At 34.0% G+C, this 24,079-nt stretch carries 20 protein-coding genes and 2 pseudogenes; 9 read left to right on the top strand and 13 right to left on the bottom strand.

Features of this window, described 5'->3' with window-relative positions; translation table 11 throughout:
* Positions 1-114: 114 nt before the first annotated feature.
* The 8 genes and pseudogenes from A1D26_RS01620 (at position 115) to A1D26_RS01590 (ending at position 8,142) form a co-directional block, all read left to right on the top strand.
* Positions 115-1,131: a PD-(D/E)XK nuclease family protein gene (locus A1D26_RS01620; protein WP_198303028.1), complete on the top strand. Its 1,017-nt coding sequence runs from the start codon at positions 115-117 to the stop codon at positions 1,129-1,131.
* 89 nt (positions 1,132-1,220) lie between these two features.
* On the top strand, positions 1,221-3,296 hold the full coding sequence (locus A1D26_RS01615; RefSeq protein WP_232516782.1) for an AAA family ATPase: 2,076 nt from the start codon (positions 1,221-1,223) through the stop codon (positions 3,294-3,296).
* A 52-nt stretch (positions 3,297-3,348) separates the two neighbouring features.
* Positions 3,349-4,188: pseudogene (locus tag A1D26_RS01610) on the top strand (SIR2 family NAD-dependent protein deacylase).
* 17 nt (positions 4,189-4,205) lie between these two features.
* A pseudogene (locus A1D26_RS09735) lies at positions 4,206-4,314 on the top strand (PP2C family protein-serine/threonine phosphatase); the annotation flags it as partial.
* 215 nt (positions 4,315-4,529) lie between these two features.
* Positions 4,530-6,209 carry a DUF262 domain-containing protein gene (locus A1D26_RS01605; protein ID WP_157402364.1) on the top strand — a complete coding sequence of 560 codons (1,680 nt, stop codon included), beginning with the start codon at positions 4,530-4,532 and terminating at the stop codon, positions 6,207-6,209.
* A 114-nt stretch (positions 6,210-6,323) separates the two neighbouring features.
* Entirely contained in the window at positions 6,324-6,524 is a 201-nt protein-coding gene (locus A1D26_RS01600) for a hypothetical protein (protein ID WP_157402363.1), read from the top strand.
* Positions 6,525-6,696: 172 nt separating this feature from the next.
* A complete protein-coding gene (locus A1D26_RS01595) occupies positions 6,697-7,761 on the top strand; it encodes an MFS transporter (RefSeq protein WP_157402362.1) in 1,065 nt (354 codons plus the stop codon).
* A gap of 18 nt (positions 7,762-7,779) precedes the next feature.
* Entirely contained in the window at positions 7,780-8,142 is a 363-nt protein-coding gene (locus tag A1D26_RS01590) for a fluoride efflux transporter FluC (RefSeq protein WP_157402361.1), read from the top strand.
* A 198-nt stretch (positions 8,143-8,340) separates the two neighbouring features.
* Here A1D26_RS01590 and ptrA read toward each other — a convergent pair whose 3' ends face one another.
* The 8 genes from ptrA to A1D26_RS01550 form a co-directional block, all read right to left on the bottom strand.
* Positions 8,341-11,283 (bottom strand): pitrilysin, encoded by a 2,943-nt coding sequence (gene ptrA, locus A1D26_RS01585; RefSeq protein ID WP_157402360.1) that lies wholly within the window; start codon positions 11,281-11,283, stop codon positions 8,341-8,343.
* Positions 11,283-14,558 (bottom strand): exodeoxyribonuclease V subunit gamma, encoded by a 3,276-nt coding sequence (gene recC / locus A1D26_RS01580; RefSeq protein ID WP_157402359.1) that lies wholly within the window; start codon positions 14,556-14,558, stop codon positions 11,283-11,285. The genes ptrA and recC overlap by 1 nt, the downstream gene beginning before the upstream one ends.
* 55 nt (positions 14,559-14,613) lie before the next feature.
* Complete coding sequence (locus A1D26_RS01575) at positions 14,614-14,913, bottom strand: DUF5374 domain-containing protein (RefSeq protein WP_157402358.1); 300 nt, start codon at positions 14,911-14,913, stop codon at positions 14,614-14,616.
* Positions 14,906-15,568 (bottom strand): DUF2572 family protein, encoded by a 663-nt coding sequence (locus A1D26_RS01570; RefSeq protein WP_157402357.1) that lies wholly within the window; start codon positions 15,566-15,568, stop codon positions 14,906-14,908. Before A1D26_RS01570 ends, A1D26_RS01575 begins: the two co-directional genes overlap by 8 nt.
* Positions 15,568-16,269 carry a PilW family protein gene (locus A1D26_RS01565; RefSeq protein WP_157402356.1) on the bottom strand — a complete coding sequence of 234 codons (702 nt, stop codon included), beginning with the start codon at positions 16,267-16,269 and terminating at the stop codon, positions 15,568-15,570. Before A1D26_RS01565 ends, A1D26_RS01570 begins: the two co-directional genes overlap by 1 nt.
* On the bottom strand, positions 16,223-16,747 hold the full coding sequence (locus A1D26_RS01560) for a Type II secretory pathway, pseudopilin PulG (protein WP_157402355.1): 525 nt from the start codon (positions 16,745-16,747) through the stop codon (positions 16,223-16,225). The genes A1D26_RS01565 and A1D26_RS01560 overlap by 47 nt, the downstream gene beginning before the upstream one ends.
* Positions 16,748-16,834: 87 nt before the next feature.
* Positions 16,835-17,365, bottom strand: a complete 531-nt coding sequence (gene fabA / locus A1D26_RS01555; RefSeq protein ID WP_157402354.1) for a bifunctional 3-hydroxydecanoyl-ACP dehydratase/trans-2-decenoyl-ACP isomerase — start codon at positions 17,363-17,365, stop codon at positions 16,835-16,837.
* 113 nt (positions 17,366-17,478) lie between these two features.
* On the bottom strand, positions 17,479-19,119 hold the full coding sequence (locus A1D26_RS01550) for a S16 family serine protease (RefSeq protein ID WP_157402353.1): 1,641 nt from the start codon (positions 19,117-19,119) through the stop codon (positions 17,479-17,481).
* A 110-nt stretch (positions 19,120-19,229) separates the two neighbouring features.
* Here A1D26_RS01550 and matP point away from each other — a divergent pair, with 110 nt between their 5' ends.
* Positions 19,230-19,673, top strand: coding sequence for a macrodomain Ter protein MatP (gene matP, locus A1D26_RS01545; RefSeq protein WP_157395655.1), 444 nt, complete (start codon positions 19,230-19,232; stop codon positions 19,671-19,673).
* Positions 19,674-19,770: 97 nt separating this feature from the next.
* Here the strand turns inward: matP and rplS are convergent, their stop codons facing one another.
* The 5 genes from rplS to A1D26_RS01520 form a co-directional block, all read right to left on the bottom strand.
* Positions 19,771-20,121, bottom strand: a complete 351-nt coding sequence (gene rplS / locus A1D26_RS01540) for a 50S ribosomal protein L19 (protein WP_103853869.1) — start codon at positions 20,119-20,121, stop codon at positions 19,771-19,773.
* Positions 20,122-20,146: 25 nt separating this feature from the next.
* Positions 20,147-20,902: a tRNA (guanosine(37)-N1)-methyltransferase TrmD gene (gene trmD / locus A1D26_RS01535; protein WP_157402352.1), complete on the bottom strand. Its 756-nt coding sequence runs from the start codon at positions 20,900-20,902 to the stop codon at positions 20,147-20,149.
* A gap of 50 nt (positions 20,903-20,952) precedes the next feature.
* Entirely contained in the window at positions 20,953-21,480 is a 528-nt protein-coding gene (rimM, locus tag A1D26_RS01530; RefSeq protein ID WP_157402351.1) for a ribosome maturation factor RimM, read from the bottom strand.
* Positions 21,481-21,509: 29 nt separating this feature from the next.
* On the bottom strand, positions 21,510-21,758 hold the full coding sequence (rpsP, locus tag A1D26_RS01525; protein WP_157402350.1) for a 30S ribosomal protein S16: 249 nt from the start codon (positions 21,756-21,758) through the stop codon (positions 21,510-21,512).
* A 263-nt stretch (positions 21,759-22,021) separates the two neighbouring features.
* On the bottom strand, positions 22,022-24,064 hold the full coding sequence (locus A1D26_RS01520; RefSeq protein WP_157402349.1) for a UDP-glucose:protein N-beta-glucosyltransferase: 2,043 nt from the start codon (positions 24,062-24,064) through the stop codon (positions 22,022-22,024).
* Between the last annotated feature and the right edge of the window lie 15 nt (positions 24,065-24,079).

Here is a 24,079-nt window from a genome sequence, read left to right as displayed (position 1 = left end):
TGACAAAACATTAATCCGTGTTCAATGCAATCAAACTTATCTAATTTAACTTTGATATTAATTGACTATAATTTGATGGAATTCATATGAGTTTATAATTATCTTAGGGAGTATATGATGAATACACCAAATCTTTTTAGCATAGCAACCAAAGAACTTAGCCAAGATGCATTTTTTACATGGCTAATATCATTTGCTGATGAAAAATATGAAGAGCATTTATTAAATCAATGTGCTAGAGAATTTATTATGGAGATGATTAAAACTAAATATTCGTCTTTTAATGAAACAATAAAAAATGTAGATGCGAAACGACAATGGAAAAATATTGATATTATTGTAACAATTAATAATAAATACTTTGTTGTTATTGAAGATAAAACTTATACAAGGCAACACGATAAACAGTTATATCGATATAAAGTTAATGCAGAAAAACATTGCAAAGAGAGAAACTTATTAGAACCTGTGCTTATTTACTTAAAAACAGGCAATGAGAGCTTATCTAGTCTTAATCATGTAATAAATGAAGAATATGTGGTTTTTGATCGTCCTAAAATTCTCTCAATTATTAATAAATACTCGTCAATCAAAAATGATATTTTTAACGACTTCTTTATTAATTTATCTGATATAAACAATAGATACAATAAGTTTATAGAAAAGAATATTAGAGAATGGAAAGGAAATGATTGGGAAGGTTTTTATATGCTCATTGAGAAAAGCCTGAAATTAGATGATATTAATTGGGGGTTTGCCAATAATCCTAATGGTGGATTTTGGTGGTGCTGCTTTTCTTGGTTAGATTGGAAGTATCATTGCAGTATTTATATGCAGTTAGAACAGTATAAAAATAGATTATGTTTTAAAGTTGAAACTGATTCCAATATGGAAGAGTCAAGGGCAGATGTTAGAAATGAGCTTTATAGGGCTATTGTGAATAAGGCTAGAAAATCAGGATTAATAGGGATTAAAAAGCCTGAACGATTTGGTTCAGGAGCTTATATGACTTTTGCTGTTGTTGAGCAGGAAAATTGGCTTGGTGATGGAATTATTAATGTTGCCAAAGTTATTGAAAATATACATAACTACCAAAATTTCTTTACTGAATTTCATAAAGAGTTAATGTAATCGAATATATGGCGACATAATTTGTCGCTTTAATCTCTAAAATACCTTTCATCAAAAGATGAAAGGTATTTTTTATGGAGGGTAATAAAATGGAAAGAGTAGAAAATGAGCAAATGTATAAACTAACCGCACCAACAGTATCGCTTTATGCTGAAAAAATGATGTTGAAAGTGTTGTTTGAACATAGAGGGCTAGAAGCAATTTTTCAAGAATCCCGTTGGAAAAGCAATGAGGTTGCGAGTGCATTAGGCTTACCGAGTAAGTTAGAGCGAGAAGAAAATTTACCTGAATTAGTTAAGCAGTTATTGCTACCACGTTATAAAAAATTGAAAAAAACGACCGTATTTTCTGATAAAGATTGGCTACAAACGGAAGAAAATTTAGCAAAATTGGCTCAAATTCTATCATTAAATGCTCCTGAAGTTGAAGTATTACGTTTTTCATTACATCTCAAAATTGAAAGTGGTTTTGAAGACGTTTTTAATTATTTTTCACAAAAAAATTTGGCTCAATCGACAGATATTTTAGCGGAATTGCTTAACTTACCGAGAGAAAGTGTGCGTTCTAGCCTAAAAAAGAGTAGCAAACTCTTTCAGTATGGATTGTTAAATCGTGCTTATAACCCTAGTGATATTGATGAATTTATAGAATGGGGCGAGATTTTAGATCCCGAAGATTTTCTCCTTTCCCCTATAAGTGAAGAAAAATTATTAAAAAACAGTGTGATTCTAAGTGATCAACCTAAGCTCTCTTTGGCTCACTTTTACTACCTTGATGAAAATCTCAGTGTGATGCAGCATTATCTTCAACGAGCAGTTGAAAAACAGCAAAAAGGTGTCAATTTTCTGATTTATGGCAGACCTGGTACGGGTAAAACTGAACTGGCGAATGTGTTGGCAAACTCGCTCAATTTAACAGCTTATAATATTGCTTATATGGACGATGATGGTGATGTTATTCGCGCTGAAAATCGCCTCAATCATTGTCGATTGTCGCAAACACTTTTGGAACGAAGCCAATGTAATTTGTTGATTTTTGATGAGATTGAAGATGTATTTGCCAATTCATTCTTTGATCGTTCTATAGCTCAGAAAAACAAAGCATGGTTAAACCAGTTGTTGGAAAATAATGCCGTACCGATTATTTGGCTTTCCAATTCTGTATATGGTATTGATGAGGCATTTCTACGCCGATTTGATTTTATTCTAGAAATGCCTGAATTGCCTATCAAAAACAAAGCTGAATTGATCCGCTCTTTGGTTGGAGATAAGCTATCAGAAGCCTATGTGCAACATTTTGCTCAAGAGCGGTCATTAACACCTGCGATTTTAGAAAGGGCAATTAAGGTAGCAAATCAGGTAAATTTTGTAGATAAAAATTTTGCAGATATTCTGCTTAATCTATTTAATCAAACTTTGCAATCGCAAAGAAAAGTGAAAATTCAACCGCTTGCTGAAAATAAAGTATCGTATGATTTGGATTGGGTTTCTTGTCAAGGGAACATTCACCACATCAGTGAAGGATTAAAACGCAATAAAAAAGGTCGAATTTGTTGCTACGGTCCTGCTGGAACAGGTAAAACTGCTTGGGCAATGTGGCTTGCAGAGCAACTTGATATGCCGCTATTGCTTAAACAGGGATCTGATTTACTTGATCCTTATGTGGGAGGTACGGAGAAAAAAATTGCACAGGCATTTGAGCAAGCTAAATCAGATAATTGTGTATTAGTTTTTGACGAAGTTGATAGCTTTTTGTTTTCGCGAGATGGGGCACAGCGCAGCTGGGAGCGTTCTCAAGTGAATGAAATGTTAACGCAAATTGAAAGATTCGATGGCTTGTTGATCGTTTCTACTAATTTGATAGATTTACTCGATCCTGCAGCATTGCGTCGCTTTGATCTCAAACTGAAATTCGATTACCTTACCCCGAAACAACGCCAAGATTTTGCACAAAATCAGGCTGAAAAATTAGGCTTAGGAAAGTTAAGCGAAAGAGATCTGCATTTTATCGAATGCTTGAATTTACTGACACCTGGGGATTTTGCAGCAGTAGCTCGTCGTCATCAATTTTCCTCATTTGAAGAAACGAAAACGTGGTTAAATGCTTTGCAAGAAGAGTGCCAAATTAAGCCCCAATTCAACCAAACAAGAAGAATTGGCTTCTAGCTAGTTATATGGGGAAGCTTGGGATAATCAAATCTCGCAGAGGAAATAATTGATGAAAAACGATCTTAATTACGCTGTTGAATTAATTAAAAAATCCGATGGTATTTTAATTACTGCTGGTGCAGGTATGAGCGTTGATTCTGGCTTACCCGATTTTCGCAGTGTGGGTGGATTTTGGAATGCTTATCCTGCTTTTCGTGAGCATAATATCAATTTTGAAGATATTGCCACACTGCTTGCGTACGACCAAAATCCCGAACTTGCTTATTGGTTTTACGGACATCGCTTGTTGCAATACCGCAATATTATACCGCACGAGGGGTATCAAATTTTAAAACGCTGGGCAGCTACAAAACCGCAAGGCTACTTTGTTTTTACCAGCAACGTAGATGGACATTTCCAAAAAGCAGGTTTTGAAGAAAGTTGCGTTTATGAAGTACACGGCACGTTGGAACGTCAGCAATGTATTAAAAATTGTCACCATTTGAGTTGGTCTGCGCAGGATTTTCACCCTGAAGTCGATAATACAATGTTACGTTTAACTAGCGAAAAGCCACATTGCCCTAATTGTGGTGGCTTAGCTCGTCAAAATGTGCTGATGTTTAATGATTGGACTTATGTAAGCACTTACCAAAATACCAAAAAAGTGCGGTTGGATATGTGGTTAGAAAAGGTAAAAAATCTTCTCGTGATTGAGCTAGGAGCAGGCAAAGCCATTCCAACGGTAAGACATTTTTCTGAACGCACAGCAAAAATGAAAAAGTGAGGTCTCATTCGTATCAATACGCAAAATAGCGGTGTGCCGAAAATGCACTTTTTGAGCCTAGAAATGACCGCACTTGAGGCATTAAAAGCTATTGATGCGTTGCTTAATGTAGATGAATCAGACTAAAAATAAGCGGTAGAAAAATGGAAAAATTTTGCAAAATTAGTTTTTGTCAGCTAGCAGGAAAAAATAAACGGCGTAATCAAGATGCGTTATTTAATGGCGAATCTGTTTTTCAATATGTTTTCAAGAAATTATACTTCAAGAATGAGATATGCTCTTATTATGCACTGATGGATTAACTGACAGCATTGATTCAGGTAATAGAAAACAGATTTGGGATAGATATGATAATATTTTAGAACGGTTAAATGGCTATCAAAAGTTGGTGAAAGATTTGATGTTTTATGATTATATGTCGGTTATAATTCCTAAAATTTGTTAAATTAAACTTAGGAGATTGTAAAATGACAGATTTGCATATTAGTAAAGAGAGTATTGAAAACCTTTTTAGTAAATTACCAAGAGGAAAAAAATTCATTATTCCAGACTATCAGAGACCATATAGTTGGGATATTGAAAAGTGTGAAACACTATGGAGTGATATTGAGTCTTTTAGCAAAACAGAAGAAGCAGCTAAACATGAAAGTTATTTTCTTGGTACGATTGTTTCCTATGAAAATAATGATAATCAAGAAATTATTGATGGTCAGCAAAGAATAACATCTTTTATGTTGTTATTAAGAGCTTTTTATACTCAACTAGAAAAAATGGATAGCAATAATAAAAATGTAATTGGTCTGAAACAAAGATTAGAGCCTTGTATATGGGAAATTGAAAGAATTTCTCGAGAAGTAGATAATAAGTCTAATATTAAGATTCTTTCCGATGTTGCTACTGAAGCAGATAATGAGACATTTCATAAAATTATTGAGAGTGGGCTATTTGATGAAAAGAAATTAGATAACTATACTCAAAATTATGCTTATTTCCTAAAAACATCACAAGATTACGCAAAAAATCACCCAATGGAATGGGAGAACCTATGTGTAACAATATTGGAACAATGTATTATATTACCTATAAAATGTGATAGCCAAGATACTGCATTGACCATTTTTTCAACATTAAATGATAGAGGACTACCGTTATCCGATTCAGATATTTTCAAAGCTAAGATGTATAAAACTTCTGAAAATAGAAAAGAATTTGTTGAGAAATGGAAAGAGTTTTCAGAAATATGTAAATTATCTGGATTAAACATAGATGATATTTTCAGATATTATTCTCATGTTATTAGAGCTAGAAATGAAAATACAGAAAAAGAAATTGCTTTAAGAAGATTTTATTTAAAAGAACACTTAAAAGATGTAGATCTAGATAGTTTAATTAAGTTGGCAAAATTCTGGTTTGAAATAAGAAACCAAAGCCCAACTCCAGTTAAAGAAGATAACGATTATATCTCTATTGAGTGTAGAAAATATATACAATGTCTTAATCATTATCCAAATGATTATTGGAAATATGTAGTTAGTGTTTTCTTCTTTTCTGAATATAAAGAGTTTAATGAAGAATTTTTGTCTCTTCTTAAAAAGCTAGTGGCATTTTTATTTGCAAAATTCATTGAAAGCCCTACGGTTAATGCAATAAAAACAGATGTTTTCAAGTTCTGTGTTTTTGTTTATTGGAGAGGTAAGAAAGGTTCAATGTTAGAATTGCCAAACAAAGACGAAGTTTTCAAAAATATTCGTTTGTTTAGCAACTCCAAGTTAACTAAGTCTTTAATTCTTTTGCATTCTTATCTTGTTGCAGGAGATGATCAAAAAGAATTGATTTCATCTACTTTTGATATTGAGCATATTTTTCCTAAGAAATGGCAAGATACTAATTATAATAGTTGGGATTTAAAAGAAGCTGAATCTTACTTAGAAAGACTAGGTAATAAAATTCCATTTGAAAGTAGGTTGAATATTCAGGCTGGAAATGGTTATTTCGGTAAGAAAAAAGAAAAGTATGCGTTGTCTAAGATCTATGAAGTTAAAAAACTTAGTAAATATGAGAAATCTGACTGGAATAAAGAAGATATTGAAGTTAGAGAGACACAAATGATTGATTTACTCCAGTCATTCTTTTCTAAAAACTTGTAATTAAATCTGGAGGTTTAGGTTATTTCGATCTAAGCCTTTTTTATATTTCCTAGCCATACTAAATGTCGTCTCACTTATTACAATAATCACATTAAAACAAAAGAGGAAATAACTATGCCTATGTTGATTTACACTATCGGTGATTATTTTGCACTAAATAGAAAAGATGTTCATTTGATTCACTCTAAAAATGCAACAGAAGATAATTGGGAAGATGGGAATGATATGTCGATTGATCCTCGCTTTCAATGCTATCTTTTATCACTTAAGGGCTGCATCAAGCAATTTGGAAAGGATATTTCGATTACGGTATGAGTTAGTGGAGAATTGTTTTAATCTTGCGATCTAGTATAGAAGATCAAACTTAATCTGACAGGCACTACGGTTATAAATGGGAGTCTATCAGATTGGGTTTATTCTTCTGTAAAACCTACCTACTTATTCTTGTTGTATAATAACGTTTTCTGTTTATATCGGTGTATCCTTAATGTCTTTAGAAAACCTATTATTGTGGCGGCGGTTTATTTCTACCCTTGCCTTTTTCTCAATGCAAACCGTCTTTTTTGTGTATCTACAACAAAAAGGCTTATCTAATGCACAAATCGCATTTTCGCTCTCGTTGCTATTCTTTTGTAGCCAAGCATTAGCTATTGTGGCAGGAATACTAGGTGACCGCTACGGCTTAGCTAAAATGATGTTATTAGGTTGCTTACTTGATGTGATTGCCTATATTTTCTTTCTCTCTGCAACACACTATTTCGTACTATTATTAGCAACGATCTGCTTTGGGTTGGGAAGCTGTCTATTTGCGACGAATGCAAGAGCCTGTTTATTGGCGTTAGCCGGAGATGAATACTCCGCTAAAACTCGCTTACAAGGGAAGTTTTTGAAAGTCACTAGTATGTCATCAATGGCAGCACCGTTATTAACGATTCCTTTTATTAAATTTGAACAGATTGAATGGCTTATCTGGTGCTGTTTTTTATTAGAAGCAGTACTTTTTACTTTTATGGCAAGACCATTTTATCAAATGAAAAATGTGAATAGCTTAGTTAAATTTCGTTGGGGACAAATTCGAGAAATTATTACAAAAGAGTTTTTATTCGTCCATTTGATGCTACTCTTGCCGATTAGTGTAGCAATGTCTTTCTTCGTAATTTTCCCTTATCTATTTGATAATAAACTAAGTGTACCTGAGCAGATTCCTGTTGCATTATTTATCAATGGTTTAATGACGGTAGGGTTACAATCAACCTTTTCTAAACATATCAATTTAACCCAAAAGCAACTACTTTGGATTGGGCCATTATTAGCAGTGGGCATGATTTTACCCTGGTTTATTACCTTGAAGTATGCATCACTGGTTTCAGCCTATCTTTATTTGATTGTATTTACTGTCATTGAAGTTTATGTTTTAACCGCAATGGCTAATTTATTAGTGAAATTTGATAATGGAACAAATCGCGGATTTATCTTCGGATCTTCCCGCTTATTACAATCTATTTCCACGATGATCATAATGAACTTAATACCCTATTTATTTTTAATTTAAAGCAGCTCAGGATAATAAATGAAAACCATAATGTTAATTAGCTTAGGTGCGATATTCGGTGCGGTATTCCGTTGGAAAATGGGAGTGTGGATTAATGGATGGTTTCACTCCTTCTTTTTAGGCACATTAACCATCAATATAATAGGGTGCTTTGTTATTGGATTATTATTAGGACTAAATTTGCAAGATAGTACTAGGTTGATCGTCATTACAGGGTTTTTAGGCAGTTTTACTACTTTTTCTGCATTTTCTATGGAAGTCAGTCAAAGTTTATTAGCAGAAAAATGGCTAAATGCTTTCATTATTTTTAGCTGTAATTCATTTGGTGGCATATTCGCGACTATTTGTGGTATCTATATCATAAAAATATTTACCAACTAATATAATTACAAGTCGATTATTCAGACGAATAATCGATAGATAAAATAATCTAACCAATTACTAAATTTACAAAAAACACAATATAACTTACCGCTTATTGAGAACTCAGTCAGTGCTATACACTAAGCCATCAGAGCCATTCAACAAGCGGTAAGTTTATGAAACTTTTTTACAATTTTAATTAACGATCTCTCAAAACTAATAAGCCTTAATTTCAAACTCTTGCTGCAATTTTTCAATACTGTCGATTTTCTCGAAGCCTTTCAAATTAGCAGGTTGATTGATTTTGTCATTCACACCAATCGCTTGGCTAGCAAAAACTAAACCACTTTGTTCTATAACCGCTTTTTGATAAAACGAGATAATATCTTGCTGGGTCAGCTGTTTAATTTGCTCAATAATTTGCGTTTTGCGGTCAAACTTATTATTTCCACGAGCAAAATCTGTAAGATATTCACCAAACTCCTGCCCTAGAGACTCTGGCTTATGCTGTAATAGCTCAATCAAACTGTTGCGATATTTTTCAAACTCAGCTTGTGGCATCTCTTTGAGCTTGGTGAAGGTTTCTGTAAAGAAACGTTCATTATGCTGCATAATGGTTTGAGCTGATGCTGTTGGGCTTTGCACCAAGAATTGTAATCCTGATGTTTTACCTACTGCTGTCGTTGTCGCATAGACTACATAGCCAAGCTGTTTGTCGGTACGTAGATCGTCAAAATACCAGCGAGAAATAATGCTTTTCAGTAACGATGCTCTGCTGATTCCTTCTAACTCTGGATAATTCGTTGGGAAAAAGGCAATAGCAAAAGCATTATCTTGATGAGGGATATGTTTAATATAATTTATTTTACGTTGGCTTTGGTTGATATCCAAATAACGACCAAAATCTAGCGTTTTATTATTATTTTTGAGTAATTTCTCCGTTTCTAATGCGATGTTTTTTACCTGTTCATCAGATAAATTACCCACAGATAATAAACGTAAACTCGTTGCTTGAGTTAAAAGTTTTTCACGAATAAGGGCAATATCTGATAATGTAACTTGAGCAATCATTTCTCGTTTTTTGCTATTTTCAGCATAAGGATAATTTGCAAAATTACCTAAAGCCATATTCGCTTGACGAGCTGCATTATCTTTATCTAAACGATCTAATGCTTCTAAATAACGCTGCTTTGCTTGTGAAAGAAAATGCTCACTTAATTCAAATTGTTTAAAGTTTGAAATGCTATCTTGCAAAAATTTTGCCATATTCTGCGTATAGCCTTCTACGCGAATCGCCAAACCATTTTCGCCTAAAACAGGGGAAAGGGACATTCCAGCTACTGATGCCTGAAAGGCCAATTTAGTACGAGCTAAATCTGCCATATAGCCAAGTAATACTGCACTCACCTCTTGTTTTAAATCCACGACTTCAGGAGAGATTTTTAAACCTAGCAACAAGGCAACTTTTGGCTCATTTGGGAAATAATGACTTGGCATTGCATAAATTTCCGTTCCAGCTTGTTTATCAATAAGTTGTGGTTTTGTACGAGAATTATCCACCTTATTTAGTGAGAAATCCGTCGCAAAATAAGGGTTTAATGCAGGCAATTTGATTTCTGGGTTATCGGCAAAATTAAGCCATTGCTGTTTTTGTTCGACACTAAATTTTGCAACAGCATAAGGTGCTTCGAAATATTTAGTTTTTTTATCTGTTGGTGCTTTATCGTCAATCAACATAATACGAGCATTATCAATATGCATTTCTGCTAGTTTTGCTTGAATAGCTTTTTTATCCATTGTTTCGATGAGATAAGGCTGATCGATAATATGTTCTAATGGGTAATTCAGCATTTGGCTAACCAATTGGGCAACATAATCTCCACTTTTCTCAACTTGTAAATGTTGGAATTCTTGATTGAGGCTCTCTTTTAATTCATTAAAATAGCTTTCTTGAATACCTGATTGTTTTATTTTTTCTATTTGTTGGAAAACCATTGAGATAATTTTATCTTTTTCAGCTAGCCCTTTTTCAGTTAATTGAATATAGAAAGTAAAATCACCACGATTACGGCTTACATCATCAGATGCAGTTGCTTGAATACCACTATCAGATAAACCCTGTTTAACTAAATAATCTGACAATGTGCCATCACTATTATTACTAAAAACATAAGATAGATAATTCCCTGATTTTTCTTTGAATGCAGATTTATCTTCTGGTAAATCAAAAGAAATGGCTAACATTTTATTAGGCTTAACTGGTTTATAAGAAATAAACACCCCTTTATCTTCTGTTCTAAAAAATGGCACAGTAACTTTAGGTTCAGATAATTTTTTATTTTCTACCTTACCTAAGGTCTTCTCAGCTAATATGACCAGTTTTTCGATTGGCTGATTAGAATATAAAACGGCTTTCATTAAATTTGAAGAATAATATTTTTGGTAGAATTTTACTAACTCTTCTTGTAATTTACTGTCTTCTTTATCTGATAAGGTTATATTATTTCCTACTGCAAATTTAGTAATAGGGTGATTAGGATTTGCCGTAGCTAAATTAACATCGTGCATTAAAAAACCGTCATTAGATTTCGCTCTCACCATTTCAGCATTGACTGCATTAACTTCTTTTTTCGCATTACTTTCAGCTAATAGTGGTTGAGCAAAAGCATCACTTAAACGTGCCACTGCTTCATCAAAGGCATTATTATTCACCTCTAGATAATAAACTGTGCGATCTGGTGCGGTATAAGCATTGTTATAGCCACCATTTTTAGTTAAAAAACCATCTAAACTATTGGTTTCAGGGAAAGATTTTGACCCCATTAAGATCATATGTTCAAGGTAGTGGGCAAGCCCTTGCTGTAATACCGGATCTTCCATTGAACCAATCGGTAAACCAATAGACATCAACGATTTATTCGCTTTATCATCAGAAATCAGCAATACTTCCATTCCATTTGCCAATTTAATCCCTTGATAAATGGCTTTATCAGTTGGACTTTTGTTGATGGCGATGTTAATCAGCTCGAAGTCTTTTTGTTGCTGGCTAACGGTGATAGCGGTCGGATTTTGCGTAGAATTTGCAAAAACTTGTGTAGAACTAACCGCTCCCAAAGCAAGAATGGCTTGTAATGTATAGCTTAATACGGATTTTCTCATTATTCCTCTCCTTTTATATGGTCAACCATTGTGGCAAACCAATCGAGTGTACGTTGATGAATGTCAAGATAATTTAATTCATTTTGTTGCATTAAAATACGTTTAATATAATTGTCGTCTAATGCGGATATTGCATTGGCACAATAATTTTCTATATTGATATCCTTTTTATTTAAATCTTTAAAATAACCTATAAGATTATAGTTGATGACAATTTGCAAGATTCTTCCGCTATCTAAATAATCTTCAATATAGCGAGTAAGTAATGCTCTCGCATCTTCTTTGCTAATGGCTGAGAATGTCAATGCTTTTACATCTTTATTATCACGATAATAGAATTTAATTTGTTTTATACCTACATTAGATAATGTTAAGATTAGATGATATATCCATATCTGAATTATGTCTTTATCACGCAGCTTACCTACTCGCCACAAAACGACTTCATCATTAAATCTATTTTTTATATTACCTACTAATCGTAAGTCATTTTCTAACAGTGTAAATTTTTCATCAATTTCGATAATTTTACTTGATTGAGACAAATAGCTATCAATTTTGTCTTTAAGTAGTTCTACATTATCAATTAAATTCTCTTTAGATAATGTCTCAAAATGCTTTATAGGTAAATTACCTTTTAAACGTTCATTCGTGAAAAAATGTTCAAAATTTTCTTTATCTTCTTTAACTAGGTAGTCTAATAAAATAAATCTATCTAAATGAGATAATGAAAAATTCTCGGCATCGGATATTTCATCTTCGTATCGTTCAAAATTAACACCAAGATGAACATTAAAAAAGAATTTCACTGGGGATTGCAAATACTGGATCAAATGTTGAATGTCAATTTCAGTCTGTACTTCAACATTATCAAGAGTAACTGGAGTAATAAAAGATTTAGCATCAGTACTTTGCTTATTATTTTCCAACCATTCTTTATCATAACTAATATGGTTATGTTGAATATTTTTAGGGCTGAACACTGTCATTGGATGATGACTAATTTCAATCTCTTTATAGTAGCTCTGTTCAGGAATAATATTTTTTTGTACAAAATTCAGTAGCTGTGATACCAATACCGAAGGCAATTTTTCCGAGTTATCAGTTAAGGAACGTCCAATATAACTAATATAGAAAATATTTTGAGCCGACAATAAGGCTTCTAAAAATAGATAACGATCATCATCACGTCTTGCTCGATCTCCTTTTTGTGGAGCATATTGCATTAAATCAAAACTATTTAAGGTTTGCTGACGTGGGAAATTACCTTCATTCATTCCAAGTAAGCAAACGACTTTAAAAGGGATTGCTCGCATTGGTAATAAGGTACAGAAATTCACTTTACCCATTAAGAAGTTTAAATTGCTGCGTTCTTGATTTAAATAGCGTTCAAATAATTGTGCTATAACTTCAACATTGAGCTTTTCTGTGAATTTAGCTATTTCAATATAATTAACAATTTTTTCAATAGTTTGCTGCAAGACTAAAATGGTTTCTGCATATTCACTATTATCTGCATAAAATTGATTAATCAACTCTGTTAGTTGTATTTTCCAATCATTAATGTCTTGAGCATCTTGAATAAAATTAAACCAAGCGGTAAGATTTTCAATAAATTTTGCAATTTTTCCCACAAGATCAGCACTTAATCCATAACTTTCATTAAAAGCCAAAATATCTTGCCAGCTATTATTTTGCTCTTTTAAACTCGTTCCGAGTAATAGTCGGTTAATACCATTTTCCCAAGAGTTATAATTTCCCCAGTCTAGATTATCTTTATTAAATCCGTAGCGAACACCTGATGCAATTACCCAGTGTTTAATTATTGAGAATTGTTCTTCAGATAAATTAAATTTATCTCTTATGGCTTTCACATCAAATAAATCTAGTACTTCTTCTGTTGTCATTTTTCTCTCTTTAAAAGAGAGTAATTGCAAGAAACTTGCAATAATTGGATTTACATAGCTAATTTTCTGATCGGATAATGTAAAAGGTATAAAACGGGGATCTTGATAAGCATAGCGTGAAAATACCGCATTGATATAAGGTGCGTAGCTATCAATATCGGCAGACATTACAATAATATCTTTAGGTGATAACTCTGGGTTTTGCTCAAACATAAAGAGAAGTTGGTTATGGAGAACTTCAATTTCTCGCATTTTGCTATGACAAGAATGAATTTGAATAGAGCGATCATTTTCTGCAATAGATAATTCAGGTTTATGCTCGAAATTTAAAATAGATTGTTTTATCTGTGTTAAAAGCACGCTATTTTCTTGCACTATTGGTGTAAATAAATTGACTTCCTGATGCTGTTTTTCAACTAATAAATTTAGAAATTCTTTACCTTGTTTTCCCCAGGTGTTCAGTAAATAATTCCCTTGATATATAGAACCCTCTAATTCTTGAGGTGATAATTTATGTTTCAATAACAGCTTTTCTAATAGTTTTTCTTCTTGATTATCAGCCCAGAAAATTTGGCTAGGATTAGTAAAGAATAAATGTATTTGGCAATGTTCACTTAATTTATGTAATACATTGATTTGTGTTAATGGTAAAGATGAAATACCAAAAATAAAAATACGTTTTGGTAGTTTTTGTTTTTCTATTTCAGTTAAATTGTCTAATTTTTCAAAATAGCGTTGTTGTAAATAGGCTCGATGAGAAGTATTAAAAACAATTTCATCGCTATCCTGTTTTAAATCATTCACTAACACATTCCATAATAGACTTTGCCATTGAATATTTTGCCAAATTTCAGTTTCATCTTTAGAAATAAAAGGGCTTTGTTGCTTAAGATGAGCAAAATGACTTTCGAGATTTCCTTTTTCCCAGTCAATTAGCCAATCTGGGCGGTAAACTAAGTATTGGTCAAATAAATCAGCTATTTTACTGGCGAGTTGAAATAATTTGAGTTGCTCAAAAGGGTTCAAATAGGCTTTGAGTGGTGAAAAGCTAGGATGTTCTAAATAGTTCGGAATTAAGCGCATTAAACGCCATATCATTGCATCACGTTCAAAAATATTCTCTTTTGGGAGTTCAGGAAAAAGCAAGCGATACTGCTGCCATAGAAAACTTGTCGGGTAAGGGAAGTTAATGTTCCCAGCAATGCCGAGCCTATCTGAAATTTGAATTTGTAACCATTGTGCCATTCCAAGACTTTGTACCAAAATGGTTTCAGACTCAAGGGGGTTGGGATTTGGATCTTCTTGTAAAATATGGATAAGGAGTTCTTTTTGTAGATCTAATTGATCTGAGTGATAAACAATAAACATAGCCATTCCTTTTGTGTGATGAGCTATTTTACCTTGTTCACTTTGAATGATCTACCTACTCAGTGGAGCTCAGTTCTATCTTTCCAAGCGGAAAGATAACGGTGATTTTTTGCTCTAAACAACTGATTTCAAAATTAAGATTATTTTGTTTAACTATTTTTTCACAAGGTTCATTGATTGCTTTTAAGTTAAGTTGATTTTCTGCGATCTGTAGGGCTTGTTGCTTTTGGTAAAGATAATTTGCCTGCTTATTTTGTAAAGATTGCCAATTAGCATAGGCTAAAAATAAAATCATAAAGAGAGAAATTGCGATAAGTAGGCTTGTAAGTGTTTCTGCTTTTACTATTTTAATCATTTGCTAATAAATTCCTTGAATAAGGTAAATATTGCCAGTAAGAAAATTGCTCTTCAATGGTATTAACGACCGAGCTTTTATAGCTCAAATTACGCTCTTCACGAAAATTGTCATAAGATGAATAGAGTACACCATAAATTTTTTTACCTTTAATATCAAAATAATGATCAGTGATAATAATTCCATAGAAATCCTGGTTTAAACGCTCATCTATATCATTAGTCATTATGACAATTTGTGGTTCACTTTCACTACTATTTGGTAATTCATCTAATGAAGAAGCATAATGCAGAGAAGATTGATAACGTTCTAAATCTAACCAATCAAGAATGTTATCTACTTGAATATATTTATCTTTGGTAGGTTTAGGTTGAATAAAAATACTCTTAAGAATACAACTGTATTGATATTTTACATCACCACTCTTTTCTATTATATTTTCTCGCTGCTGTTTATGACATTCATTATTTAGTTCTGATAAGGATTTTTTAAACTCAGTCAATAGTTGAAATTTCTGATTGAGATATTGATGATAACTATTCTGTGAATAATGATCTCGATATAATATATCCTGGTAAAATAAAAAAACAACTACCAAAATTCCACTAAACAGCAGTAATGATGTTAATAATGCACTTGCTCGGTATAATTTCATTATTTTTCTTTACCATTTAAAATATAAACATAGCTATTTAACTCATATGTCAATTTCTTATCTTTTGCTGTTGAAGTGATAAGGTGAATGTGCAATAAGCTTCCTTCATTTTTCCAAGAGAAGGTTAGATTCTCCACTGTATAATCCGCCAAATCAGACATTTTTCTCCACTTTCCCGTTTGACAATTAGAGAGATATTCTTGACAATATTCACCAACACAATTATCAATACTTTTATTTTCAAAGACATAAATCATATTATTCTCAAACTTAAATCCAAAAAACTCTTTACTAATTTCTTTAGTTTTATTTGATTTGTGCAGTTTACAACTTTTTGTTTTATTTCTATTACCAATACAACCATCGCCATTAAGATCATAGAAAAAAACAAAGCACCGTTTATTTAAGAAATAATGTTGATCATTATCAGAGAATAACTCAACATTAGATTGTTCTCGATAATCACCTTGATAAGCAAGATGCTGTATGTTTTGTTGTAAATAGTTAATAATTTGATGCGATTGTTTTTGCAAGTTAAATAGTTTCTCTTTTTTATATTGATTAAAATAAAAATTATTTAGTAAGTTAGAAATAGAGAGTAATATAATTGTTCCAATAAAAATCACAACCAGTATTTCGATTAGGGTAAAAGCTTTATAAGTTCTTATTACAGTTTGATCTTTTATTTTTCTGAATAACATTTACTACTCCATTTTGTTCAAAATGTAATGTTTCACTTAATTTGTTAATAGATAAACCTAAACATTTAGATTCTATTCGACCTGATTTACCATCTAAATTGATAAATGTATTTGGATATAGGCTTTTACTTATAAAATTAACACCATAATGTTTCTGTTTATATATTAAATAATTACCTGATATATGGCAGTTAGAGAGATTTAGACAATCACAACTTAGTTTCTTCTTACCATCGACTTTCTCTAATGCAATAATGCACCAGTTTTGTTTATCTGAATGAATTGTAAAGGAATAGTTTTGTTTAGAATAATAGGATTTCGCCTGCACCTGATAGAAAAATGATCTAATTTGGTTAATATGATTGTTTAAAATAAAGTAATCTTGTATTTTAAAAAATATGGGAGAAATGAAATAGATAGCAATAATAGAGATTGCTAGGGTAGTGAATAATTCAATAGTTGTGAATGCTCTATACATAATATCTCCCAAAAGATAGGGAGATATTAAGTCAGAATATTAATTTGTATAGTCAGTTAATCAAATTTTGCGATCGTGATCGAAAAATTAGAATGAGGTAGTATCTTGGAATAAGCCTACTTTGAGATCTGTTGCGGTATAAATAACTTTACCATCTACTTCTACTTCGCCATCCGCAACACCCATGACTAATTTACGATTGATCACTCGTTTCATATTGATGCGATAAATTACTTTTTTCGCTGTTGGTAAAATTTGCCCTGTGAATTTTACTTCACCAACACCTAGTGCACGCCCTTTACCTTTACCACCAATCCAACCGAGATAAAATCCAACAAGTTGCCACATCGCGTCTAAGCCCAAACAGCCTGGCATCACAGGGTCGCCAATGAAATGGCAACCAAAGAAAGGTAAATCTGGATGAATATCTAATTCCGCTTCAATATAACCTTTCTCAAATAAGCCTTCATCTTGTGCCATTTTGGTAATTCTATCCATCATTAGCATTGTTGGTGCAGGTAACTGTGGCCCCTCTGCACCGAATAATTCGCCACGACCTGATGCGAGTAAATCTTGATAATCATAGCTAGATTTGATGTTAGGTGTACAACTGTTCATTATTTTTTCCTGTAATAGATGGGTAAAAGCCTATTATATTAGGCAGTTTATATGCCATCATAGTAACAGAGTTATAAAATAGCGTACAGTTGTAAGCTGACTTGTCGGATCAGTTAGCGAGCCTTAAAAAATAATTTGCAAAGTTTTTGTAGCGTCGAACCGCTTGTTCCTTCACTCTGATTATTTTCAATCTGTTGATGGACTAAAGCATAGATCGATGATTGCTCACTCTCTTCGGGAAGATCTTCGTCATAAAATGCGTGTTGTAGCAAAATTTGAATCGCTTCAGACACATTTTCTACCGTCCATATATGAAACCGCTTTTCTCTAATTGCAGAGAGTACTTCGGGTTTTAAACTCAGATGAGATAAGCAAACACTTGGAATAATCACGCCTTGTTTTCCTGTTAATTCTCTAGCTTGGCAAATGTTGAAAAAGCCTTCAATTTTTTGGTTTACCCCCCCCACGCTGAGAACATTTCCAAATTGATCGATTGCTCCCGTTACTGCAAAAGATTGCGGTAAAGGTAGCTTTGTTAAGGCGCTGATGAGTACGCAAAAGATCGCTAATGATGAGCTATCACCATCGACTTCTCCGTAAGATTGTTCAAATGCAAGAGAGGCAGAAAACGGTAACTGAGTTGGAAATTCAAGTAAATTTGCTAAACAGGATTCTGCAATCATTATCCCTTTAGAATGAATATTGCCCCCAAGCTCAACCTTACGTTCGATATCTTGAATTTCACCATCGCCATACTGAATATTACAGCTAATACGCAATGGCTCGCCGAAAGCGTAAGGTACACCATCAAACTCAACAACGGAGAGTGCATTTATTTGTCCAACAACTTCATCTTCTGTTTCGATATAAAGCTGGTTATCTAAAATATCTTGTAGTACATATTGATTTAAAACTGCCGATTGCTGTTCTAATGTAGTTAAATAATCTTGAATATCAGCAAATTCATTTTGGTTTGGATAAAAAGTAGCGATTGCCAAAATGTGTTTTTTCAACAATGTAGGCGAAATTGAAATGAGTTTCTGATTTTCACTTTCACGAATATAGTGGCGAAGTAATTGGTTAAGTGCTTTATGTGAGAAACTCTTATTCAATAGTTTTTGAGTAAACGTTTGGACATAATTGCCCCATTGTTCGATTTGTATTGGCTCTGAAACGGCGAGATAAGACTCTATTTCTGCATATTGGCAGAATTGATATAGTGAATCATCGTAAGCATAGAGTGTTGCAATATCATCTCGGCTACCCACTAAAATCAGTTTAAATTCCGCTTGAATAGTTGGCTGTGCTTTAGGAACGGCATTAACCATACAGGGTTCATAATGTTTGAACAGCAGTGCTTGCTTTAACTTATCCCATTGAGTGAGATCAAGTAATAGCGTATTGATATTGAGTAGTAAAACATCATTCTCTAGCGTCTGTAAAATCCCTTCTATATTTTCAATACGATTTTCTTTCTCTAAATAAAAATAATATCCAAATAAACTATTACGATTAAATTCATTTTTAATCGTTGCCTGAATATGCTGTTTAACTAAGAAACTATTTATCTCTGTTAAAAATTCAGGAAGTGTTTCTGTTTTTAGAATTAAACAAGAGCCTGTATCAGCTAAGCCAAATTGCTGTATTGCATTTTGAGCATTTTTCTGAAAATCAAAAAAACTGATAGGGCTATACTTATCTGAAAATGAATATTCAATATTTAGTGATTGCCATTTAATCGGAGAGAACTGCACAAGATTGCCTCATTATAGAAATTTGCCCCATTATACCTAGAATTCAGCTATACTTCACAACATAGTCGCTTGATTTTGGAAATTTCATCGACTATCTATTCGGAGGCAAAATGAGATATCAGAAACTAGAAATTCAAGAAGCCAATTGGAAATGGAAATATCTACTTAAAAAGCATCGAGAAGGCGAAAACATTACCAAACATACGGAGCAAACGCTGATCGAATTAAAAGTCCAGCTACTGACCACATTACAAGAACCAGAAGAAATTGAGCAATGGATTAAGGCTGAAATGACTTCCGAACAACGCAAAAAAATGCGTCAATCTATTCGTGCAAGACGTAAACGCTTTTTTAATGCCGAGAAGCAATCAACACGCAAGAAATCCATTGATTTAGACTATGCAAGCTGGCTGAGGTTATCCAAACAGTCCACTGATATGGGAATGACTTTATCAGAAACGATTCATTACTTAATTGATGAGCTTGAAAATAAAGCGATTTATGCCGAACAACTCACTAAAATGAAAGCAAATTTGAAATCGTTGTTGAAGTAAACAAAAGGGCTGACCCGATATATTGGACTCAGCCCTTGAATTTATTAAGCGATCCAATGTTATTAATTGGATCACAATATCAATCACAATCTTACGATTAGTCGCCGAGACGCTCTTTGATACGTGCAGATTTACCTGAACGCTCACGTAAGTAGTAAAGTTTAGCTTTACGTACCGCACCTTTACGTTTAACAGCGATGCTGTCAACTACTGGTGAGTGAGTTTGGAATACACGCTCAACGCCTACGCCATTTGATACTTTGCGTAAGGTGAATGCTGAATGCAAGCCACGGTTACGAATTGCAATAACCACGCCTTCGAACGCTTGCAAACGTCTTTTACTACCTTCTACTACCCATACCTTAACTTCTAATGTGTCACCTGGACGGAAGCTAGGTACATTTTGTTTTAACTGTTCTTGTTCGATTTGTTTGATGATGTTACTCATTTTGTAAACCTTCTAAATCCTAGAATTAACTGATTTTGTGTCGTTGTTTAATCTTCTTCAACAACACCCTTTGTTCGTCAGTCAGAGCTAGGCTATCCAATAGCTCAGGGCGTCTTAACCACGTTCGCTCAAGCGATTGTTCTAATCGCCATTTACGAATTTCTTCGTGATGACCCGACATCAGCACCGTAGGCACAGGTTCGCCATCTAATACTTCGGGGCGTGTATAATGCGGGCAATCCAGTAATCCATCAGCAAAAGAATCTTCTAATGCGGAGGCTTGTTTGCCTAATACACCAGGAATAAACCTTGCAACAGCGTCAATCAACGTCATTGCGGGTAACTCCCCCCCTGTTAGAACATAATCACCGATTGACCATTCCTCATCAATTTCAGCTTGAATCAATCGTTCATCAATGCCTTCGTATCGCCCACAAACTAAAATCAATTTTTGATTTGTTGCTAGCGCTTTTACGCCTGCTTGATCGAGCTTACGTCCTTGTGGCGAGAGATAAATCACTTTAGCCTCTACACCATCTTCCTTACAAGCGGTTGCTTTTGCTTGGTGAATTGCATCACGTAGCGGTTGCACCATCATCAACATTCCTGGTCCACCACCATAAGGGCGGTCATCAACGGTTTTATGTTTATCAAACGTGAAATCTCGAGGATTCCAGCATTCTACTTGTAAGAGGTTTTGTTTTACTGCTCTACCTGTTACCCCGAATTCGGTAATTGCTTTAAACATTTCAGGAAAGAGTGAAATGATACCAATCCACATAGTTATAATTTCCTAATTTGCTACAACTAAAGCTAACCGCATACCTGAGGTTAGAAACCAGCGTCCCAATCCACCGTAATTGTTTTGGTGGCGAGATCTACTCTTTTAACTACTTGTTCATATAAGAACGGAATTAAACGTTCTTGTTTACCAAAAGCATCTTTACTGTTTGCACGTACCACTAAAACATCATTTGAACCCGTTTCCATTAGTTCGGTCACGATACCCATTGTGTAGCCTTCAAGGTTTACCACTTGGCAACCAATTAAATCGTGCCAATAGTAATCACCCTCTTCCAATTCAGGAAAGCAGCTTAAATCTACACCAATTTCTATATTTGTTAAGAGTTGAGCAGATTCTCGGTCATCTGTCCCGACTAATTTCACAATCAAATCATTATTGTGATAACGCCACGTTTCAAGTTCAACTTGTTGCCATTGGCCTTTAATATTTAAGAACCAAGGCTGATAGTCGAAAATGCTTTCAGGAAATTCTGTTGATGAATAAAGACGTAACCAGCCACGGATACCATAGGTAGACCCTAATTTCCCCACAACTTCAATTTTTTGTTCGCTCATATTCACCTACATTTAATAATTTGTGGAAATTAAGCTGTTTGACGAGCTTCTTTCACTAATGTTGCAACACGATCTGAAAGTGATGCACCTTTAGCAACCCACTCATCAACTTTAGCAACATCTAAACGTAAACGTTCAGCGTTACCTGCTGCGATAGGGTTGAAGAAACCGATACGCTCAATAAAGCGACCGTCACGCGGTGAACGGCTGTCCGCTACCACGATTTGATAGAATGGGCGTTTTTTAGCTCCGCCACGAGTTAAACGAATGGTTACCATAACCTTCCTCTAATTTTTGATAGTAAAAAGAAAACCCTCGTTCGAGGTGAGGGTACGAAACTTGTCTTGCTCAATAAAAAGAGAGAAAACAAGCGGTCGGATTATACTGATTTTTTACAAAAAAACAAGGGATATGAGGATATCTGATGAGAGAGTATAGATAAAAGAATTAAGCATTAACAACGGAATAACATTTGAATAAATCAAAATCGGTAAAGATAATTTATCTCTTGTTCTTTACCGATTTTTATTCACTAAGGCTCTTATTTTTTAAGCTTTTTAACAGCTTCTTTCAATGGAGATACTTTTTTCTCCGTTGCTTTTTTCACTGTTTTCTTAGTCGTTGTGGTTTTGCTTTCCTTTTTCTCAGCTGAGGTTTTTTTTACCGCTCTTTTAGCTTTTGCTGGTGAAGATTCTGCCTCTGGTGATGCCAAATTTAGTGTTAAATTATGTGAATCAGCCCATTCAACCAATTTAGCTAAGAAAATATTTCCCATTGGACGAGGATCACCTGTAAATAATGTGGCCAACCCATTATTGTCAATAATATGACGGCGTAGTTCTAAACGCTCTTGATGGTTTTCAGCTAAACGAATTGCACGATCTACATACTCATCAACAGTGTTAGCAATCAGCCATTCTGGTAAGCCTAAGCGTTTAAATAATCCTTCATCAATATGCTCGTGTACTTCAGGACCTGTTTTACAAACACCCACCAAGCCAAGTGTTACCATATCAATAATGCCATTGGTATTACCAAATGGGAATGGGTTTAACATCATATCGCAATTATGCAGAATGGTTAGGTATTGATGATAAGGTGTGTGTGGATATGCTGTAGCACTATCACCTAAATGGCTTTTAATAAAGCGTTCAACATAAGGATGAGTAATGCCTGAGGATTGTCCTAGGGCGAAGTGGAAGTGTACTTTCACATTTGCTCGTTCTTTAATTACGCGTAATGCTTCTAGGAAATAAGGGTTTAGCTTCATTGTGGTTGCAGCAATACCAATATTCACTACTTCAGGATTTTCTCTGAATCGATATTCTACATTGGTTGGAGCTAATGCAGATGGCACATAAGGTAGAGCATCTTTTGGTAAGCGTAATAATGTTTCGCTGAAGCATTCTTCAGCACCGACATAATCATCTTCCACAATAACATATTCGATAAAATCAGAATGTGTTGTCGCTGGGTGCCCCAAAGCTACCGCTTGGATTGGTGCAAGACGAGTATTACTTGCAAAAATGGTGGTTAAATCCATACCAATGCTTGGCATATACAGAATTGCCGCTTGGTTTTCATCACAGACTTTTTTCAATACTAGTAATTTATCAATAACTGTGCTTGGATCTAATAAATGAAATTCATCAAATACAGCTCGTCCAGCTTCATCGACGGCTTCACTTCCTAACCCGATAAGGTAAAATTTCTCACGAGCAGCAATCATTGATGTTGAGTGCGTGCGATAAATTGAATGCGCCGAATGGAAGTGTTCTAATAAGACCACCATTACAGGCTTTCCATTACGGTAACCTATTGTAGATACATCACGATCTTGCCAGTTCAATTCGAGTAAATGACGTCTAAGGACTTGGTTTAACGCTTTTTTCACAATATGCTTATTTTGTGCAATGTCGTAGCTACAATGCATATAAACATCGTGAGAAATATTAGCAGGTAAGCGATTTAGGTTATTAAGCTGAGCCAGTTTATCTGGAAACCACTGTAGAATCGCACCTCTTTTAGCAAATGATGCACTCGTACCAATAAATCTTGGTGATTGTAATGCAAAACATAGTGATGCACATAGCTCGGGTGATAATACCCACAGCGAATCTAAATTTAAGCTGACATTTGATTCAGGTAAATAGAGAATGCAGAATTTAATCACAGCTGCTTCAGTAGGTTCGATATGAATATCTAAAGGATTTTCTGTATTTGGATTGCAGTTATAGTTTTGTAGGATATGATCCGCATTGACATACGGCGATGCAGCAAATATGATCGATAGCCAACGTTGAAGAGTTAAAAAGCGTTGTGCACCATCAAGGGTGATAACTAAATTCGGGTCTTTGAATAACGTGGTAATTGCCACTGCCATTCTAGTGCAGAAATAAATCGCTTTTTCTTTTGGCATATTGTCCAACTGCTGTGGGCAATCAAATTCAATATGATGAAGTTCACCAAAGTTGCTGTCAATTTGACTTAAAATTGATAACAATTCATTACAAGCTGTTTCATAATCCTTATTTTCGACTGCTTGTTCAAACCTAATAACATTTGGTTTTTGTTGTTCTGTCATTCCTATTCTCCTAGA

Origin of the sequence: Ursidibacter maritimus (assembly GCF_009761395.1) — a bacterium.
Taxonomy (GTDB): domain Bacteria; phylum Pseudomonadota; class Gammaproteobacteria; order Enterobacterales; family Pasteurellaceae; genus Ursidibacter; species Ursidibacter maritimus.
This window is presented reverse-complemented; position numbering and strand designations above follow the sequence as displayed.

Bases quoted from the DNA above. Each gene is read 5' to 3' on its own strand.
- trmD (WP_157402352.1), bottom strand. From the start codon at position 20,902: ATGTGGATTGGTATCATTTCACTCTTTCCTGAAATGTTTAAAGCAATT.
- A1D26_RS01605 (WP_157402364.1), top strand. From the start codon at position 4,530: ATGACAGATTTGCATATTAGTAAAGAGAGTATTGAAAACCTTTTTAGT.
- recC (WP_157402359.1), bottom strand. From the start codon at position 14,558: ATGTTTATTGTTTATCACTCAGATCAATTAGATCTACAAAAAGAACTC.
- A1D26_RS01575 (WP_157402358.1), bottom strand. From the start codon at position 14,913: ATGATTAAAATAGTAAAAGCAGAAACACTTACAAGCCTACTTATCGCA.
- ptrA (WP_157402360.1), bottom strand. From the start codon at position 11,283: ATGAGAAAATCCGTATTAAGCTATACATTACAAGCCATTCTTGCTTTG.
- A1D26_RS01615 (WP_232516782.1), top strand. From the start codon at position 1,221: ATGGAAAGAGTAGAAAATGAGCAAATGTATAAACTAACCGCACCAACA.
- A1D26_RS01600 (WP_157402363.1), top strand. From the start codon at position 6,324: ATGCCTATGTTGATTTACACTATCGGTGATTATTTTGCACTAAATAGA.
- rpsP (WP_157402350.1), bottom strand. From the start codon at position 21,758: ATGGTAACCATTCGTTTAACTCGTGGCGGAGCTAAAAAACGCCCATTC.
- A1D26_RS01520 (WP_157402349.1), bottom strand. From the start codon at position 24,064: ATGACAGAACAACAAAAACCAAATGTTATTAGGTTTGAACAAGCAGTC.
- A1D26_RS01620 (WP_198303028.1), top strand. From the start codon at position 115: ATGATGAATACACCAAATCTTTTTAGCATAGCAACCAAAGAACTTAGC.
- rplS (WP_103853869.1), bottom strand. From the start codon at position 20,121: ATGAGTAACATCATCAAACAAATCGAACAAGAACAGTTAAAACAAAAT.
- A1D26_RS01560 (WP_157402355.1), bottom strand. From the start codon at position 16,747: ATGTATAGAGCATTCACAACTATTGAATTATTCACTACCCTAGCAATC.
- A1D26_RS01595 (WP_157402362.1), top strand. From the start codon at position 6,697: ATGTCTTTAGAAAACCTATTATTGTGGCGGCGGTTTATTTCTACCCTT.
- A1D26_RS01565 (WP_157402356.1), bottom strand. From the start codon at position 16,269: ATGTTATTCAGAAAAATAAAAGATCAAACTGTAATAAGAACTTATAAA.
- fabA (WP_157402354.1), bottom strand. From the start codon at position 17,365: ATGAACAGTTGTACACCTAACATCAAATCTAGCTATGATTATCAAGAT.
- rimM (WP_157402351.1), bottom strand. From the start codon at position 21,480: ATGAGCGAACAAAAAATTGAAGTTGTGGGGAAATTAGGGTCTACCTAT.
- matP (WP_157395655.1), top strand. From the start codon at position 19,230: ATGAGATATCAGAAACTAGAAATTCAAGAAGCCAATTGGAAATGGAAA.
- A1D26_RS01570 (WP_157402357.1), bottom strand. From the start codon at position 15,568: ATGAAATTATACCGAGCAAGTGCATTATTAACATCATTACTGCTGTTT.
- A1D26_RS01590 (WP_157402361.1), top strand. From the start codon at position 7,780: ATGAAAACCATAATGTTAATTAGCTTAGGTGCGATATTCGGTGCGGTA.